At 47.0% G+C, this 15329-nt stretch carries 15 protein-coding genes; 8 read left to right on the top strand and 7 right to left on the bottom strand.

Annotation, left to right across the window (positions count from 1 at the left end):
- The 4 genes from LJ740_RS10825 to LJ740_RS23450 form a co-directional block, all read right to left on the bottom strand.
- A partial coding sequence (locus LJ740_RS10825; protein WP_229529109.1) for a PepSY-associated TM helix domain-containing protein occupies positions 1-501 on the bottom strand: 501 nt, incomplete at its 3' end.
- 3 nt (positions 502-504) lie between these two features.
- Positions 505-918 (bottom strand): hypothetical protein, encoded by a 414-nt coding sequence (locus LJ740_RS10820; RefSeq protein WP_229529108.1) that lies wholly within the window; start codon positions 916-918, stop codon positions 505-507.
- Positions 919-1349: 431 nt separating this feature from the next.
- Positions 1350-2327, bottom strand: a complete 978-nt coding sequence (locus tag LJ740_RS10815) for an energy transducer TonB (RefSeq protein ID WP_377306875.1) — start codon at positions 2325-2327, stop codon at positions 1350-1352.
- Entirely contained in the window at positions 2305-2424 is a 120-nt protein-coding gene (locus tag LJ740_RS23450; RefSeq protein WP_377307008.1) for a hypothetical protein, read from the bottom strand. The genes LJ740_RS10815 and LJ740_RS23450 overlap by 23 nt, the downstream gene beginning before the upstream one ends.
- A gap of 107 nt (positions 2425-2531) precedes the next feature.
- Between LJ740_RS23450 and LJ740_RS10810 the strand changes: the two genes are divergently transcribed.
- Entirely contained in the window at positions 2532-3116 is a 585-nt protein-coding gene (locus LJ740_RS10810; protein WP_229529106.1) for an acyl carrier protein phosphodiesterase, read from the top strand.
- Here LJ740_RS10810 and LJ740_RS10805 read toward each other — a convergent pair.
- On the bottom strand, positions 3079-3672 hold the full coding sequence (locus tag LJ740_RS10805; RefSeq protein ID WP_229529105.1) for a thymidine kinase: 594 nt from the start codon (positions 3670-3672) through the stop codon (positions 3079-3081). The two genes, LJ740_RS10810 and LJ740_RS10805, sit on opposite strands and share 38 nt — an antisense overlap.
- A 154-nt stretch (positions 3673-3826) precedes the next feature.
- Between LJ740_RS10805 and LJ740_RS10800 the strand changes: the two genes are divergently transcribed.
- Together LJ740_RS10800 and LJ740_RS10795 are read left to right on the top strand one after the other, a co-directional pair.
- On the top strand, positions 3827-4456 hold the full coding sequence (locus tag LJ740_RS10800; RefSeq protein WP_229529104.1) for a hypothetical protein: 630 nt from the start codon (positions 3827-3829) through the stop codon (positions 4454-4456).
- A gap of 20 nt (positions 4457-4476) precedes the next feature.
- The gene (locus tag LJ740_RS10795) at positions 4477-4734 is read left to right on the top strand and encodes a DUF3081 domain-containing protein (protein ID WP_229529103.1); all 258 of its coding nucleotides are present in this window, start codon (positions 4477-4479) and stop codon (positions 4732-4734) included.
- Positions 4735-4748: 14 nt separating this feature from the next.
- Here the strand turns inward: LJ740_RS10795 and LJ740_RS10790 are convergent, their stop codons facing one another.
- Entirely contained in the window at positions 4749-8279 is a 3531-nt protein-coding gene (locus LJ740_RS10790) for a PAS domain S-box protein (protein WP_229529102.1), read from the bottom strand.
- Positions 8280-8421: 142 nt separating this feature from the next.
- Here LJ740_RS10790 and lpxL point away from each other — a divergent pair, with 142 nt between their 5' ends.
- Complete coding sequence (gene lpxL, locus LJ740_RS10785; protein ID WP_229529101.1) at positions 8422-9348, top strand: LpxL/LpxP family Kdo(2)-lipid IV(A) lauroyl/palmitoleoyl acyltransferase; 927 nt, start codon at positions 8422-8424, stop codon at positions 9346-9348.
- Positions 9349-9485: 137 nt separating this feature from the next.
- Complete coding sequence (locus LJ740_RS10780) at positions 9486-10103, top strand: toxin co-regulated pilus biosynthesis Q family protein (RefSeq protein WP_229529100.1); 618 nt, start codon at positions 9486-9488, stop codon at positions 10101-10103.
- A gap of 93 nt (positions 10104-10196) precedes the next feature.
- Here LJ740_RS10780 and glnE read toward each other — a convergent pair whose 3' ends face one another.
- A complete protein-coding gene (glnE, locus tag LJ740_RS10775; RefSeq protein WP_229529099.1) occupies positions 10197-13097 on the bottom strand; it encodes a bifunctional [glutamate--ammonia ligase]-adenylyl-L-tyrosine phosphorylase/[glutamate--ammonia-ligase] adenylyltransferase in 2901 nt (966 codons plus the stop codon).
- An 82-nt stretch (positions 13098-13179) separates the two neighbouring features.
- Here glnE and LJ740_RS10770 point away from each other — a divergent pair, with 82 nt between their 5' ends.
- From LJ740_RS10770 to LJ740_RS10760, 3 genes are all read left to right on the top strand, one after another.
- The gene (locus tag LJ740_RS10770; RefSeq protein WP_229529098.1) at positions 13180-14085 is read left to right on the top strand and encodes a DUF350 domain-containing protein; all 906 of its coding nucleotides are present in this window, start codon (positions 13180-13182) and stop codon (positions 14083-14085) included.
- 382 nt (positions 14086-14467) lie between these two features.
- A complete protein-coding gene (locus LJ740_RS10765) occupies positions 14468-14818 on the top strand; it encodes a helix-turn-helix domain-containing protein (RefSeq protein WP_229529097.1) in 351 nt (116 codons plus the stop codon).
- A 73-nt stretch (positions 14819-14891) separates the two neighbouring features.
- Positions 14892-15329, top strand: a 438-nt coding sequence (locus LJ740_RS10760; RefSeq protein WP_229529096.1) for a PfkB family carbohydrate kinase, incomplete at its 3' end; no start/stop codon positions are given.

Genomic DNA, 15329 nt, shown 5'->3' with positions numbered 1-15329 from the left:
ACCGGAAACTATGGCAACAAAATACAACATGGAGACAACGCCCATGACAAAAATACCTACTGCGTCATGATCATCACCACCAGGGATCCCGGCGGTGCGGTGTAAGTGATCTAAAAAGTCGCCAATTGCGGAAATAGCCACTTTTTCACTGACCAACTTGTCGTCAGCGTCTAAAGTCGCTTGCCAATATTCAACGGCATGGGTCTGGGGATCTTCGATGAGCCAGGTTACGGGGGCCTGTTGCGGCATTGCACCAGGCAAGTAAACCGTCATTTCCGCTGCTGCTTCAGGGTGCTTTTCAAGTACTTGCTGAATGAGTTCATCATAGGCGGCATATTCAATCGTGGGTAAGCGATTATCTGCCTGCAACGCCCACTGATTGAGAGGCGTTTTAAACATGGTTAGCGCACCTGCAACAAAGCAAATAAACAATAAAAGCCCGGAGAGAATGCCCGTCCAGATATGTACCTGTTGATAGTTCTTAAATATTTCCAGACGCATGTATCAACCTCCAATGTTTACCAGCGACAACAGGCCAAAGGCCAAAAGCGTAAACAGACTAAAACCTAAAAATAACCGCCATGGTTTATTGCTAATAAACACCAGACTGATCGGTGTTATCCATAAAGGAACAATCATCCACATGATAAATTGAGAACGCACATCGTTGGGGATGGATGCCGGTGCCCACCAGCCCAGCAGGCTGCTGGTAAATACCGCAAAAGGGAATCCCAGCAATGACATACCGACAATTTTTAACGTCCACTGCGCTTTGTGTGTGTTGTAACTGTCACCCCGAATCAGCGAGGATTTATTACCAGACTTAATTTTCAGTGGTGTTTTAAAGCGGGTTAAAAACGGTATTGTTCCAAGAAACAACATCTCTGCAGTTAGCAGTGTGAAGCTTGATGAAAGCACTGACATGTCCAGGCGCAAAAGTAGCCAGGCAGGTATTAAAAGTAAAAGGCTGAGGAAAAGTGCCGGTAAAAAAGTGATATAGCGTTTTGAGAACCACTGTTGGTTCGGACAACCGGCGTAGAAAACTACAGCCGACAGCAGTGTGCAAAGGATTACAAGTCCATGTGAATAAATAATCATAATTGAAACTCAAAATGATCATGCCTGGCGCCGCCCGGTGGCGCGCCAAACTCATTGCGAAAACTTAGGGCAGCGAATATATATTAACTGGAGATAAAAATGCAAATGGTTCGTATTAGCAAAAGTAAATAAGATATGCCAATAGAGGGAGAGCTGACAGTGTCGGGTACCGGAAGTGAGGCAAAAAAAGAGCGACTTATGCGTCGCTCTTAGTGGGGGCTGAGAAATCCTATTGCCAGGTAATTAGCTGTTTATGATTCTGTCAGCAGGAATTGTGTTTTTGCGGGACCATCAATGTAGACAACACAAGTTCCCCAATCGGGTTCGAGCTTTATGCTTTGTTTTTGAACATTCGAGAAGGACTGCTGTTGGTGATCACAACGCAAATGCACAGATTCGAGTTTTTTGCCGTCGGTAACCAATTGTAAGTCTTGGCGCGACGTGGTGTGATGCCATAGTCCGCTTTCTGGCAGTATACCGATTAGCTCCAACGGTTGTTCACCTGCCAGAAAACTCTGAGCCTGCTGGTAGTATGGTGCCAGACTTTTCAAACCATCGTGGTCGGCATCGATTGCTTCAAAATGTTCATAAACCTGTACTGCGCCCAACAGATTATTGTTCATGATATTGGCGCGAAATGCCTTTTTAAGTACTTCCACATAAACAGCCCGGGGAAGCACCTGGCTACCATTGTTCATGACATGAGAGAATTTTTTAGCTGCTTTAACTGAATCACCGGCTTTATCAAAATAATAACCTTCTAACACCCATAAATAACTGGCTTCGATCCATTTTCGCTTTTCCCGTTCCTGAAGCTCCTTGATTTTTTTGGCTGCTTCTTTCAGGTTACCGCGCTCGATCGCTGTCATGCCCTTTTGAAAGCGCGAAAGGAAACGTTTTTCGACTTCATTGCGTCCGCTGTCTTCATAGTAATTATTACTGGTGTCCAGGTGGAATTCTACCTGCACAGCGTTAAAGCTCTGTGCCACGGGGACGCCATCTTTTGACGCGGGTTGGTATTGCCACTTTGATACTGCATCCAGTGCAGCCTGTTCAAACAATTCATGCCCGGTGGATTCATGAACGAGTGGTTCGGTGACTATACCTTCGGCGTTAACCACGAAACTTACCTGGACCCATCCTTCGATGCTGTCTTTGCGGTATTCAAAAGGGTATACAGGAGAACTCTCTGACAGTAATTTAGCGTCAACCACTGATGCCTGTGACATCCCTGAAAAGAATATTGGTGCGGTTGCTAATAAAGTTAACCAATATTTTGAATTGCTTGTATTTCCACGTAACATGTTTATATCCTTCTTGTGTCACCAGATTGTTGTGGTTGTAATTAGCCAGGTACAACAGGGGTTAGTTTGACAATTTTTGACCCGTTAAACTATAGCCTGGCCTATGGCTTTTGTAATTTTTTGTAACTTATGAACTATATTGCACATATCCACCTGGCTGCCTTCAGCAACACGTCTTTAGTCGGAAATTTTATCGGTGATTTTGTGCGTGGTAGTCAGCTGGATTACCTGACGAAACCCTTGCGTGATGGCGTCAGATTACATCGTAAGATAGACAGTTTTACCGACAGTCATCCACATATTTTGGCGTTGAAAGGGCATTTTCCCAGAGCGTTAAGACGAACCTCCGGGATTTGTCTGGATATTTGGTTTGATCACCTGTTGCTGACACACAACCCGCAGTATCCGCCGGACTTACTACCTCAGGTGTTCGATCAGTTTTACAACGAGTTACGCTCCGTGGACATGCCGGATGAGCGTTTTCGGCGGGTTAAATCCAGCCTGTTGGAGACCCGATGGTTACAACATTATCAGCAAGCAGAAACTTGTCTGAGGGCAATGCTTACAGTGCAAAAGCGGTTGCGCGACCGGCTGATTTTCGCACAGCAAAGCTATCACTTTTTAAGACAAAATCAGGCTGAACTGGAACAGGGATTTCACCAATTCTATCCCGACCTTATGCAGTTTTCTCAGGATGCCATACAAGCTCGCTAAAATGTCGACGACATAGCGACTCGTAACTGTCATTACCACCAACCTGTACCTGTTCACCTTGGGTAACAGGCTTACCATTTTCATCACGACGAATCACAAAATTAGCTTTCCTGCCACAGAAACAGACGGTTTTTAATTCTTCCAGCTTGTCAGCCCAGGCCAGCAAATAATGCGAGCCTTCGAACGTCTCCCCTAAAAAGTCTGTGCGCAAACCATAGGCTAATACCGGGATCCTCAGTTCGTCGACAATGCGGGTTAATGCCATAACCTGGGCTTTATTCAAAAATTGCGCTTCATCGAATAACAGGCAGTCGATTTTTTTCTCGTGATGCATCGGGGCGATGATCTGCCACAGATCTGAGTCGTAGTTAAAAAGGTGGGCGTTGGATTGCAGTCCGATACGGGAAGTGATTTTGCCAATGCCGTATCTGTCATCCAGGGCTGCGGTGAATATTTCAACATGCATACCACGTTCTTTGTAGTTGTATGCCGATTGCAAAAGTGTGGTGGATTTTCCCGCATTCATTGCAGAATAGTAGAAATATAGTTGCGCCATGTCGTGCTGTTAACTGTGTAAAAACTAAAGCTGGTTATTGTGCCCAGGTTTTCAGCAAATTCCCATTGAAACTATCTGCTAAATAATGCCCCGTTCTCTGGACACCGGTGGGGTCTTGGAACTAACCTAGTGGAGATGATGGAGTTTTAAGACAATGAATATCTTGAAAAAATTAGCTCAGGCTACGTGCCTGATGGTGCTGGGTTCAACGCAATTGGTCGCGGCGCAGCTATTTGAAAAAAGCTATGTGTTACTGGTGCCTACCGTCAATGATGTGGATGTGGGTCAGGCCGGCAGTACCGCAGCCGGTGGTGTACTGGCCTTTGGCACTGAAATTCATCCTCAGTGGTATGCCGAATTGGGGTTTAGCTTAGCGGCCGCCGATTTCACTATGCCCGAAGCGCCGCAAAACAGCGAAGATAGTGTAATCGACCCGGGGGTGGACGCATCCGGAATGTATTTTTCGGTGCTGGGCAAAGCGGCAGGCCAAAGCGGTGAACTCTTTTACAAATTAGGCGTGATGGCGTTGGGGTATGAAACCACGGAACGATTTTCCGGCGAGCCGCAATGTGACGCGGGCAATGCCAGTGTCTTCAATTTTGACAACGCAGAGTCCATAACCCAGTGCCACCTGGATGAAACCGCGATTGCCGGTTTAATTGGTATTGGTTTTGACTTTTATGTGGGCTACCGTTCTCAGGTGCGTTTGTATGTTGAGCATGTCCGGGGTGAAAATGATCTGCAGATCAATAGCGCACAATTGGGCTATCGTTATAATTTTTAGCCCCTGCGAAATGAGGTGATATGAAAAACGAGATAGACAGTAAACTGATTTTGGCCGTATTCGAAAAAATTCGTCTGCATGGTGAGCAAAGCGAAGAAGGGTATCTGCTTGATGGTGTCAGGGCCAACACGGATTTTGATGGTTACACCTTGTATTTAAGTGACGCTCTGGTTTCCCTGAGTTTTGGCTTTCATAACCAGTATCACTTTGATTATGAAAGCCCGGAGCATTTTGAGCAATTTTATAAAAAGCTGAGCAATATTAATCAACAATATTAACTTTCAGGCGCTAATCAAGCGGAAGGCCTGATCCATTTCGCCAGCTCTTCCTTAAGTGCTTCATTCGATATGGGTTTAGTGAGATAACTGTTCATGCCGGCGTCGTAACATTTTTCAGCATCGCCTTTCATGGCATGGGCAGTCAGGGCAATAATTGGAATATTGGCATCGTAATTCGGTGAACTGGAGATGCGAATGGCGCGGCTGGTTTCGTAACCGTCCATGACCGGCATCTGGCAATCCATCAAGATGACGTCGTAGGGCTCAATGGCCGTATTCAGGGTTTGCAGCGCTTCTTCGCCATTTTCGGCGACATCCACCATAAAGCCCATGGTTTTTAGCATTTCAACGGCAACCTGCTGATTAATATAATTATCTTCTACCAACAAAATACGCAATTCGCCGGAGTTTGTCTGCTCGGCTTCGGTGTTGATATTGTCTACCCGGTTGTCGTCTTCCGGCATCTGATCAAACAAAATTGACAGTGATTGCCGCAGCGTCTGACGTTTTACCGGTTTGTGGAATTGATGAACGATATTCAGTTCCTGTAATTCCTCGGCGCCCAGACCCTCTCCGACAGGGGTAATAATGACCATCTTAGGTTGCGGCAATTGCTTATCACTTCGGATGGCTCTCGCCAATTGGTTGCCCTGCATGCCGGGCAGTTTATTATCTATATACAGCGCGTCGACGGGCTGGTCTTTACCGGCCTGTTCCCGCAATACTTTCATCGCCATAGGGGCATTGGCTGCCTTTAACAACTGTAACTCAGTACCCGTCGCGATGGTTTCAAACCAGTCCTGGGCGGATTGATTGTCATCGACCAGCAGCACGCGCTTACCTTGTAAATCTGGTGTCAGCAAGGCTTCCGGCACTTCTTCTAATGCTTCGCCATAGCGGATGTTAAACCAAAAAGTTGAGCCATCGCCAATCTCACTGGTAACACCAATGGTGCCGCCCATCAGTTCTGCCAGTTGCTTTGATATTGCCAGCCCTAAACCTGTACCTCCAAATTTTCGGGTGGTTGAAGCGTCTACCTGAACAAATTTATTGAACAGATTATTGACCTTACTATCGGGGATGCCGATGCCAGAATCAATAACTTCGAAATGCAACTTGTTTAACCCGGTTTCTGTCACTTTTAAGGTAATTTCCCCTTTTTCTGTGAATTTCAGGGCATTGCTGCACAAGTTGTTGATGATCTGCCTGATGCGGCTGGGGTCTGAGCGAATGTATTGCGGTACGCTGCTGTCAACCACACAAATGAATTCCAGTCCTTTTTCCTCAGCTCTTAAGCCAAAGGTGTCGGCCAGCTCACTGATGAGTTTGAACAGATCAAAAGGAATTTCCTCCAGTTCCAGCTTACCGGCTTCAATCTTGGAGAAATCTAAAATGTCATTGATGAGGTGCAGTAGCGATTGTCCGGAAGACTGGGCCAGTGACACATAGTGGCGTTGTTTTTCATCCAGCCGGGTTTTTAGCAGCAGATCGTTCATGCCCAAAATACCGTTGATCGGGGTGCGAATTTCATGACTCATATTGGCCAGGAAGTCACTTTTGGTACGGCTGGCTTCTTTGGCCTTTTCTTCGGCGCGTTTTAACTGAGTGATGTCCTGAAACGCCCCTCTAAGCAGCAAGGGTTCACCATTAACGTATTCAACAAAGCCAACGGCTCTGACCCAAATGCGGCGGTTTCTGGCAGTGATAAAGGGCAGTTGTAGATCCCAGGATTTGCCGTCGGCAATGGCATCTTCTATGGCTCTTTGGATAATAGGGCGCGCTTCCGGTGCATAAAAATAAATGGCTTCACCCAGATCGATCTTTTCGCCAACCGGAATTTCATGGATGCGATAAACTTCTTTTGACCAATACAGATCATTGGTCTGAAGGTTCAGTTCCCAGCCACCCAGTTTTGCCATGGTACCTGTGGTTTCCATCAGGTCCTGATTGCGCTGTTTTTCTGCTTCCATTTTTTTCAGCTGAGAAATGTCACGGGCCACCGCCAGATAGCCTTCGATATTTTCACTGTCGTCATGGGTAGGGGTAATGGACAATAGCGCCGGGAAGGCCCTTTCTGACTTCGTCAGTAGTTGCCATTCCAGCTCTTCGCTATTGCCTTGTTTGGCATTTGCCAGGAAGTTCTCCAGATCCGGCTGCAACAATGAATCGATGGAGCGCCCCAGCTTCTGTGCGCTAAACATCAACTCCTGAGGATCGAAAAAATCGGTCAGGTTCATCTGACCAATTGCTTCTTCTTCCGTGTATTCCAGCAATTCTTCTGCATAGCGGTTAAAGGTTTTTATCTTGAATTCTTTATCCGTGGCAATCAGCATCAGGTTGGCGCTATCCAGCACCGCTTTTTGCAACCGGTTCAGATTGGTAATTTTGATTTCAGCTTCTTTTTGCTCAGTAATATCGGTTTCCAGCGCCATAAATCCGGTGAGCTTGCCTTCCCGGTATAGTGGCTGGCAATTGATACGCAACCAATAAGGGTTGCCCTCTTTGTGGTAATTTATCAACTCTTCGTTGAAGCCATGGCCGTTTTTCACCGCTTCACTCATGCGCCTGATCACTTCCGGATCGGTTTTATCGCCTTGCAGGAACACACCGGGGTGTTTGCCTATCACCTCTTCAAAACTGTAACCTGAAATTTTTTCAAAACTACGGTTAACCCAGGTGATATTTTGGTGAGCATCGGTGAGTATGACCGCGTTATCGGTTTCCTGGGCCAACTTTGCCAACATGGCATTTTCTTCGGTACTCTCAATCAGGCGCTTTTGCGCGGTGTATCTGTCCGTCAGGTCGTAGTTCACCCCGATGACGTGCAGGGGGGTATTCTTTTCATCGTAGGTGACAAGGCCATAAGCTTTTAGGTAGCGTTCGTCGCCATTCGGGGTGGCAATGCGAAAGCTGGTGTCAAACTTCGTTTGTTGTTCGATACAGTAGTTAAACATGGCTTCAGTGGGGGCGACATCATCCGGGTGCAGCCTGGCTACCCAGTCATCATAGACGCCTTTAAAGTCACGCTCAGATACCCCGTACAGCTGATGCATTTGCTCATCCCACTGTAAGATACCTGTCTCAAAGTCCAGCTCCCAAATACCGATACCGGCGGCCTCTGTTGCCACCATAAACTTTTTATTGAGCTCCAGCAGGTTTTGTTCTGCAGATTTGAGTTTGGCAGATTCATTCAGGGTAACGACAAAATGTCCGGTGCGGCTGACTTCACTGACCCCGATGTTGGCAAAAAACACTTCACCATCTTCACGAAATGCGGTCAGGCTGGTGCTTTCGTATATACGTTCAGCAGAATAATTCTGAATAAAGTCCTGGTAGAAAGGGTCGCCGGGTTGTAAAAAACTGCCAGGCACCAGATCGCTGAAATTGAGTGATAGCAGTGTTTCATTATCATAACCAAACAGCCGCTCACAGGCCTGATTTGCGTAAACAATGTCGCCCTCAGAGGTGAGTTCCATAATACCGGCTGCAGCCAGTTCGACCATGGCTTTAAAAGCACTGTCGCCTCTGGATGTTGAGTTGCTCAATCTGATTATCTCTTGAATGATCCTTCGAAGTACCAGTTACTTTATTATCTTATCGCGCAAGGCGCAAACTCTGCTATAAAATCGCATTTGTGAAAGAACTCAAGTAAGATCCCCCGACATTGACGTTGTAGAGAGAGTTACCTTGAAGGTTATCGACGCCCCCAAGTTTGAATGGCGCTTTTTATTGCCCAAATATTGGCCAATCTGGTTTGGTTTTTCTTTATTGTTTTTACTGACCTGCTTACCTTATCCCCTGGTGCGCAAGATCGGGGCTGGTCTTGGCAGACTGCTGGCCCTGTTCGGTAAAAAGCGAGTGGCGATAGCCAGGCGCAATATTGACTTGTGTTTTCCCGACTGGGATGCATCCCGCAAGGCGCAGTTGCTAAAAGACAACTTGTCAGCTTCAGGCATGGCTGTGCTGGAAACCGTAATGGGCTGGTGGTGGCCAGACTGGCGAGTAAAGCAGTTGCTCAGTATCGAAGGCTTTGAACATGTTGAAGCCATACAGCAACAGGGGAAGGGCGTGTTTGCTATGGCGATTCATTGTCTTAGTCTGGAGTTTGCCTGCCGGGGACTGGGCTTTTACCAGCCAAGCATCGCTTTTTATCGTAAGCACAACAACGATTTGATGGAATATTTGCAATACCACGGCCGGGCCAGATCGAACAAATACATGATTCACAAACGCGATGTTAAAGGGATGTTTGAAGCCCTGAGCAGTGGTGAATTGAGCTTGTATTTGCCGGATCAGGATTATGGGCGCAATAAAAGTGTGTTCGTACCGTTTTTTGCCGTTCCTGAAACCGCTACCACATTGGGCTCAATGCTGTTCATGAACAACAGTGATTGTGGCTCGGTGTTTGTGCAGTCAATTTCTTCACCGGCCGGTTATAAAATAAAAATTTGGCCAGGGCTGGATAATTTCCCCAGTGGTGACGATGCCCATGATGTTGCCAGAATCAATAAACGGGTTGAAGAAATGGTGCTGCTGGCGCCAGAACAGTATTTGTGGATGCACAAGCGTTTTAAAACACGCCCCGATCCGGATGCGCCGTCGTTGTACCTGTAACAGCTGCAACGACAATTTGTTACTATAAAAGCCACGGATTTGCAGTAAAGTTATCAATTAGGATAACGATAAATGGATAGAATTCTGATATATTCTGTCAAAATGGTTAGGGGGTGCTTTCCTTCGGGTTTTAATGTATGGCAAAGAAAAAGAACTTTTCACCGGCAATGTTTTGGGCCAAACAGTTTGGCTTTGCAATTATTTTGATCATCGGTGCGGCTTTGCTGATTAGTAATCAAAACGAAAAGGCCGAGCAAAAGAAAAACGCTGAGCAGAAAAACATCAACTCCAGTTTGAGTGATTTTTATGCTCAACACCGCATGTCTCAGAGTAAGCCTTATGAAGAAGACAAGGGCGATTTTGTCGTGGATCTGAACAAAGGTTCTGAATCGTTGCAAACCCGGTTAAACAAGATGGCAGCACAACAAAGTGCGCCTATTGAAGGCCGCTGGGTTGGTGAGCACAAATACCGTACTTTTTCTGCCGGTTCAACTCTGCGCGAGTCAATTACCAATTATGCCCAGAGCGAAGGTATGCAGGTGATCTGGGAGCTGGATCAGGATTTTATCGTAAAAAGTCAGTTCCAAATGGAAGATACCCTGGTGGGTTCTTTGTATAAAATCGCGCAGGCAGTAGACAGCAATTTTAATGGCCAGGTAACCGCCTACGTTTGTCCGAAACAGCGCTCTTTGGTGATCACCGACGAAAATACCGATTTTCTCCGGGAAAACTGCACAGTCGCCAGGCCCAGTTAACCTCAGTCCCGGTAAACATCGGCCCCGCAGGGGCGGCTGGTTCCGGGCACTATGAATGTCCTGATGTCTAAAACGCCTGGCATCGTAGCAGTGCTACTGGCCCTGTTCTGATTTGGCTTCAGCCGCTAACGCATCAGCAAACACTTGCCGCCAAATTTGTATCACCGCCGTCCGGTGAGATTCCAGTTCACCTTTTATCATCAGGTTTTCATCGCCATCCAGGGCCTTTTGATGGGACAGGTTACGAAATGCCAGGTAGGCATCAATCAGTTGCTGACACCACTGCTCACTTATCAACTGATATTGTTTTAGCGCCTCAATAATGCGGACATTATCTGACCAGGTGATAACTTCCGGTACCCGTTGGCCATGCAGCAGGGACCAGTACTGAGTCAAAAATTCGATATCAGCGATTGTGCCTGCAGCTTGTTTGAGGTCGATTTTGTTGTCGGTACTTTTATCCAGGTGGTTACGCATTTTCTGGCGCATAGCCACGACATCGGACTGCAGTGTATTACTGTCTCTTTGACTGCACAGCACCTGTTGCCGTATTTCGTTAAACCTGTGTCTGAGTGCGTCACTGCCGGCAATCGCGCGACTGCGCACCAATGCCTGATGTTCCCAGGTCCAGGCTTCTTCTTGTTGGTAGCTTAAAAAGCTCTCGATTTGAGCGACCAGTAATCCGGAATTACCGGAAGGCCGCAATCGCAAATCCACTTCATACAACTCGCCGGAACCGGTTTTGGTGTTGAATAAGTGCATAATACGTTGCGCCAGTTTGGCGTAGAATTGCCGGGAATCAATGGCTTTCGGGCCACTGGTATCTGCTGCACTGGTGCAGCCATGTAAGAACACTAAATCCAGATCTGAACTATAGCCCAGCTCTATGCCCCCCAGTTTGCCGTAGCCCACCACTAAAAACTGTTTGTCTTCATCATATGCACCCACCGGATAGCCATATTTTTCTGTCATTTGATGCCAGGCAGAATTAATCACTTCGGCAATAATGGTTTCTGCCAGGCAGGTCAGGTGATCACTGACTTTCATGACGGGCAATGTGTCCTGAATATCGGCGGCCGCAATGCGCAACTGATGGCTGAGTTTAAACTGGCGCAATGCTTCCATTTGCTGTTCCAGATCTTCTTCCGGAATGCGCAACAGCGATTGTCGGAGCAGGTCCGGATAGTGGGCCAGAGGCGTGGGGTTGTACAACGCCTGAGGGTTAAGTAACTCATCCAGCAGCAATGGGAATCGGGCCAGTTGTTCCGACACCCATTCACTTTTAGAACACAGCCGTATCAGCTGCATCATAGCGCCTTCGTTTTCCAGTAATAATTCCAGATAAGCGGTGCGCTTGAGAATGGCGCTGATAACCTGAAAAACCCGTTCAATTAACACGGCATTGTCGGCATCTGACTTGGTATAGAAACTCAGACAGGCATTGAGTATCCGCGGCACCAGTTTGTCCAGTGACTCACGGCCCCGGGCACCAATCGGTTTTTTCGCAAACTCCTTTTTGTAAGACTGCAATTGCTGATACATTTTGTGAGCATCACTAATATTGGTGACTTCTTCCAGGAGTTGCAGGGCCTCGTCTTCACTTAAATCCAGGTGCCAGAAATCATTTAATGGCGTATCAATCTCACTTTCTTCTTCCGGACTGTCGCCGATTAACTCATCAAACTGGGCGCTGACCATTGCAAAGGTGTGTTCCAGCTCGGTCATAAAACCCTGCTTATCTTTGTGGCCCATCGCCTGAATCAGCCGTAAAAAGTCTGTTTCGCATTCCGGAATCTCCTGGGTTTGTTCGTCATTAAACTGCTGCAGGCAATGTTCTGCTTTGCGTAAAAACAGGTAAGCCTGGCGTAGCTCATTGACATCCTCGGCGCTTAAAATTTGTTGGGTTTCGAAAGTGTTTAGCAGCGTCAGTAAGCGCTTTTGCTGCAACATTGGATCCCGGCCACCGCGCGTCAGCTGGATGCATTGCACAATAAACTCTATTTCACGAATGCCACCACTACCCAGTTTAATATTGTTGGTTAGATTGCGCCGCCGGACTTCCTGACGGATCAGTTGTTTCATTTTGCGCAATGATTCCAGAACGCTGTAATCGATATATCGTCGATAAACGAATGGCCGCAGTATGCTTTGTAATTCGTCGCTAAAGTCGCTGGCCGGATTGAGAATTCGGCCTTTAACCATGGCATAGCGTTCCCATTCCCGTCCTTGCTGTTGATAGTAATCTTCCAGCGCGGCAAAACTGGCCACCAAGGGGCCACTTTCACCAAAGGGTCTGAGTCTCATGTCCACCCTAAACACCTGACCGTCGACGGTTGTTTGATTTAACGCCGCAATCAGTTTCTGGGCCAGCCGGATAAAAAACTGTTGGTATTCCATGGATTTGTTGCGGTATTGCAGCTCGCCATTGCAGGGATAGGCGAAAATCAAATCAATATCCGAGGAAAAATTAAGTTCTTCACCGCCCAGTTTGCCCATTCCAATGATTAACATTGGTAATGCCTGACCGGCTTCCTGTGGCGTGGCGTATTTACTGCAAAAGTGCTGGTATAGCCAGTCGTATGCGCCAACTATCAGCGCATCTGCCAGTGCCGATACCTGGGCTAAGGAGTCCTCTATGATTTGCTCATTGAGTAGATCGTTAATCGCAATACTGACCATTTGCTGATTGCGAAACTCTCTGAGTATTTTATGAAACCTCGCTTCATCGCTTGCGCTATCCAGTTGCTCTCGCAATCGCTGTTTTACTGAACCTGGTGATTGTGGCGATAGGCAAGCCTCGATCCAGTCAGGGTGAGATTGCAATTGCTCTGCAACATAATCACTTAAGGCAAACGCCCGCTGCAATCTGTCACTGTTTTCTGGTGTCAGTGTCTGCAACCAGGAATCACCATTGCGCTCGATAAATCCTTGCCAGTGCAACTGCGCGACCCTGGTCAGCTCAGCGGGAAGTGAATTGCTTGTTTGAAGTGTCATAAGGGATTCAGATAAATCTTTGATTTAATGCAGCTTAATGTACTATAACTTTACTTTAAACCCCCATTTTCACTGAACATTTATGTCTGCATTGGTAAATCTGATCCCTGTTTCCCCTGATTTGTGGATTTATTTGGTGACGGATATGGTTATTGCCATCTCCCTGTTAACGATGTTGCGTTGGATTTCTGGCCGTTTACTGGAAGATGGCAAGGACAATCGCGGGCGAGCGAATCACGACAATTATGCCTACGGCATCAGTGTCGCGGGCAGAATGATGGCCCTGGCAGTGGTACTTGCCGGCGCGGTAGAAACGTCGAGCAAAGGTGATATTGAAAACTCCATCGTTACTATGTTGGTGTATGGTGCTATTGGTATTTTACTGATCAAAATTGGTCGTTATGCACACGATAAAATCGTGTTACACCGACTGGATAAAGAGTTTCATATTCAGGATCGCAATACCTCTATTGCCTTAGTGGATGCGTCCAGCTCTATTGCAACGGCGATCATCATCAAAAGTGTGCTGGTGTGGGTGAGTGGCTTTGATATTCAGGCCTTTATCGCCATCTTTTCGGGCTTTTTGGTATCGCAGACGATTTTGCTGACGATGACCCGAATTTACGAACGTCGATTTCGGGAGAACAATCGCAGTGGCTCGCTGCAATCTTCCTTAACCAAAGGGCAAATGGCGCTGGCAATCCAGCACAGCGGACACCTGCTGGGTACGGCCCTGGCCGTAACAGCCGCCAGCAATTTGCTGGAATACAAACCACTTGGCTACGTCAGTAACCTGACTGGTTGGCTGATTATTGGTCTGGCTCTGACGTTTGTACTGACCGCGCTGGTGACGATAGCCAGGTGGTTTATTTTGTCTAATGTGAATCTGGTGCAGGAAATTGATCAGCAACACAATGTAGGTGTTGCCAGTATTGAACTCGCCCTGAGTGTTGGCATCGCCCTGATTCTTTCCGGTTTAATCAGTTAGGCGCAGCTGGTGCCCTTTATGCGCAGTCGTCGCTCCGACAATGATTTCAATCAAATAATAGTGGTTGAATTAGACCAGGTGTCGAAAAAAGCCTATCTATCAGCAAACTCAACTAAGGCGTCTTAAGGCTGGTTGTGATAACTCGTCATCAATTCCGGGTAAACCAAATTAATAGCTTTTGGCCCCGATTAGAGCAGGTTATGTTCGAATGTTGCTTAAAAACGTTCGCCATCCCGCCGGGGCACCGCGACGAAGGGAATTGGAATTCATTAACGCCGGGTAAATAATATAACCTTATCGGCATTGTCTTTAAATTGTCACGATAATTTCATATTCGCTTGCCACACTTTTTTCAGGAGTAAAATTCCAACGGTAATCTGGAATGTCTGTGGAAAATTTAGTGGCCCGGGGCTCATCCCGCCCCAGGGAAAATATCAAAACGGAACAATTTTTTCGCTGTCTGGCGGATAATTTACGGGTCCGCATTCTGTTGTTGCTCATTCACGAGGGAGAAAAAAGCACAGAAGCCATCGCTGCTGAGCTGGATTCAACGGATAGTATTGTGCGACGTCATATGGCGTTGCTCAGTAAAAACCAACTGGTCACTTTTCAGCAACGTGGCTTATCCCTGTGCTACAACCTGAATATGGATATCCCGGTGTGGAAGCAAAAGGTGTTAAAGCATACATACAAGGGCAATAAAGCGCTGTTGGATGAAGTACAGCAAGACTAACTGGATTTTTGCTGACGGCCATAATCCTGATACACTTAGCATCTTTATTTTTCGATTACATTGAATTTGTCTGATGCAAGTACCTGATTTTACTCTTTCTTCTGTATTAATTGTGGGCGATTTGATGCTGGACAGGTACTGGGTTGGGCCAACCAGCCGAATTTCGCCTGAAGCGCCTGTGCCTGTTGTTAAAATTGATGCCATCGAAGATCGCCCCGGTGGCGCTGCGAACGTAGCATTAAACATTGCGGCTTTAGGCGCAAAGACAGCACTCTGCGGATTGTGCGGCAATGACGAAGCCCAGCAAATCCTGAAAAATGCCTTGCAATCGGTGCAGGTGGAATGCCAGTTTCATAGCGTTCCCGACAAAGATACTATCACTAAATTACGGGTGTTAAGCCGCAACCAGCAACTGATCAGACTGGATTTTGAAAAGAGTTTTCACAGTGTTGATAAAGCGCCCATGCACGAGCAGGTGGTGGCGCGACTGTCTGCCTGTAGTGCTGTAGTG

It is taken from the genome of Planctobacterium marinum (assembly GCF_020687805.1).
GTDB lineage: Bacteria > Pseudomonadota > Gammaproteobacteria > Enterobacterales > Alteromonadaceae > Planctobacterium > Planctobacterium marinum.
Note: the sequence above shows the minus strand (reverse complement) of the source record. Positions and strands in the feature narration are given on the sequence as shown.

Coding starts and splice junctions, on each gene's coding strand:
- LJ740_RS10815 (WP_377306875.1), bottom strand. CDS start 2,327: ATGTCACAGGCATCAGTGGTTGACGCTAAATTACTGTCAGAGAGTTCT.
- LJ740_RS10810 (WP_229529106.1), top strand. CDS start 2,532: ATGAACTATATTGCACATATCCACCTGGCTGCCTTCAGCAACACGTCT.
- LJ740_RS10805 (WP_229529105.1), bottom strand. CDS start 3,672: ATGGCGCAACTATATTTCTACTATTCTGCAATGAATGCGGGAAAATCC.
- LJ740_RS10800 (WP_229529104.1), top strand. CDS start 3,827: ATGAATATCTTGAAAAAATTAGCTCAGGCTACGTGCCTGATGGTGCTG.
- LJ740_RS10795 (WP_229529103.1), top strand. CDS start 4,477: ATGAAAAACGAGATAGACAGTAAACTGATTTTGGCCGTATTCGAAAAA.
- LJ740_RS10780 (WP_229529100.1), top strand. CDS start 9,486: ATGGCAAAGAAAAAGAACTTTTCACCGGCAATGTTTTGGGCCAAACAG.
- glnE (WP_229529099.1), bottom strand. CDS start 13,097: ATGACACTTCAAACAAGCAATTCACTTCCCGCTGAGCTGACCAGGGTC.
- LJ740_RS10770 (WP_229529098.1), top strand. CDS start 13,180: ATGTCTGCATTGGTAAATCTGATCCCTGTTTCCCCTGATTTGTGGATT.
- LJ740_RS10765 (WP_229529097.1), top strand. CDS start 14,468: ATGTCTGTGGAAAATTTAGTGGCCCGGGGCTCATCCCGCCCCAGGGAA.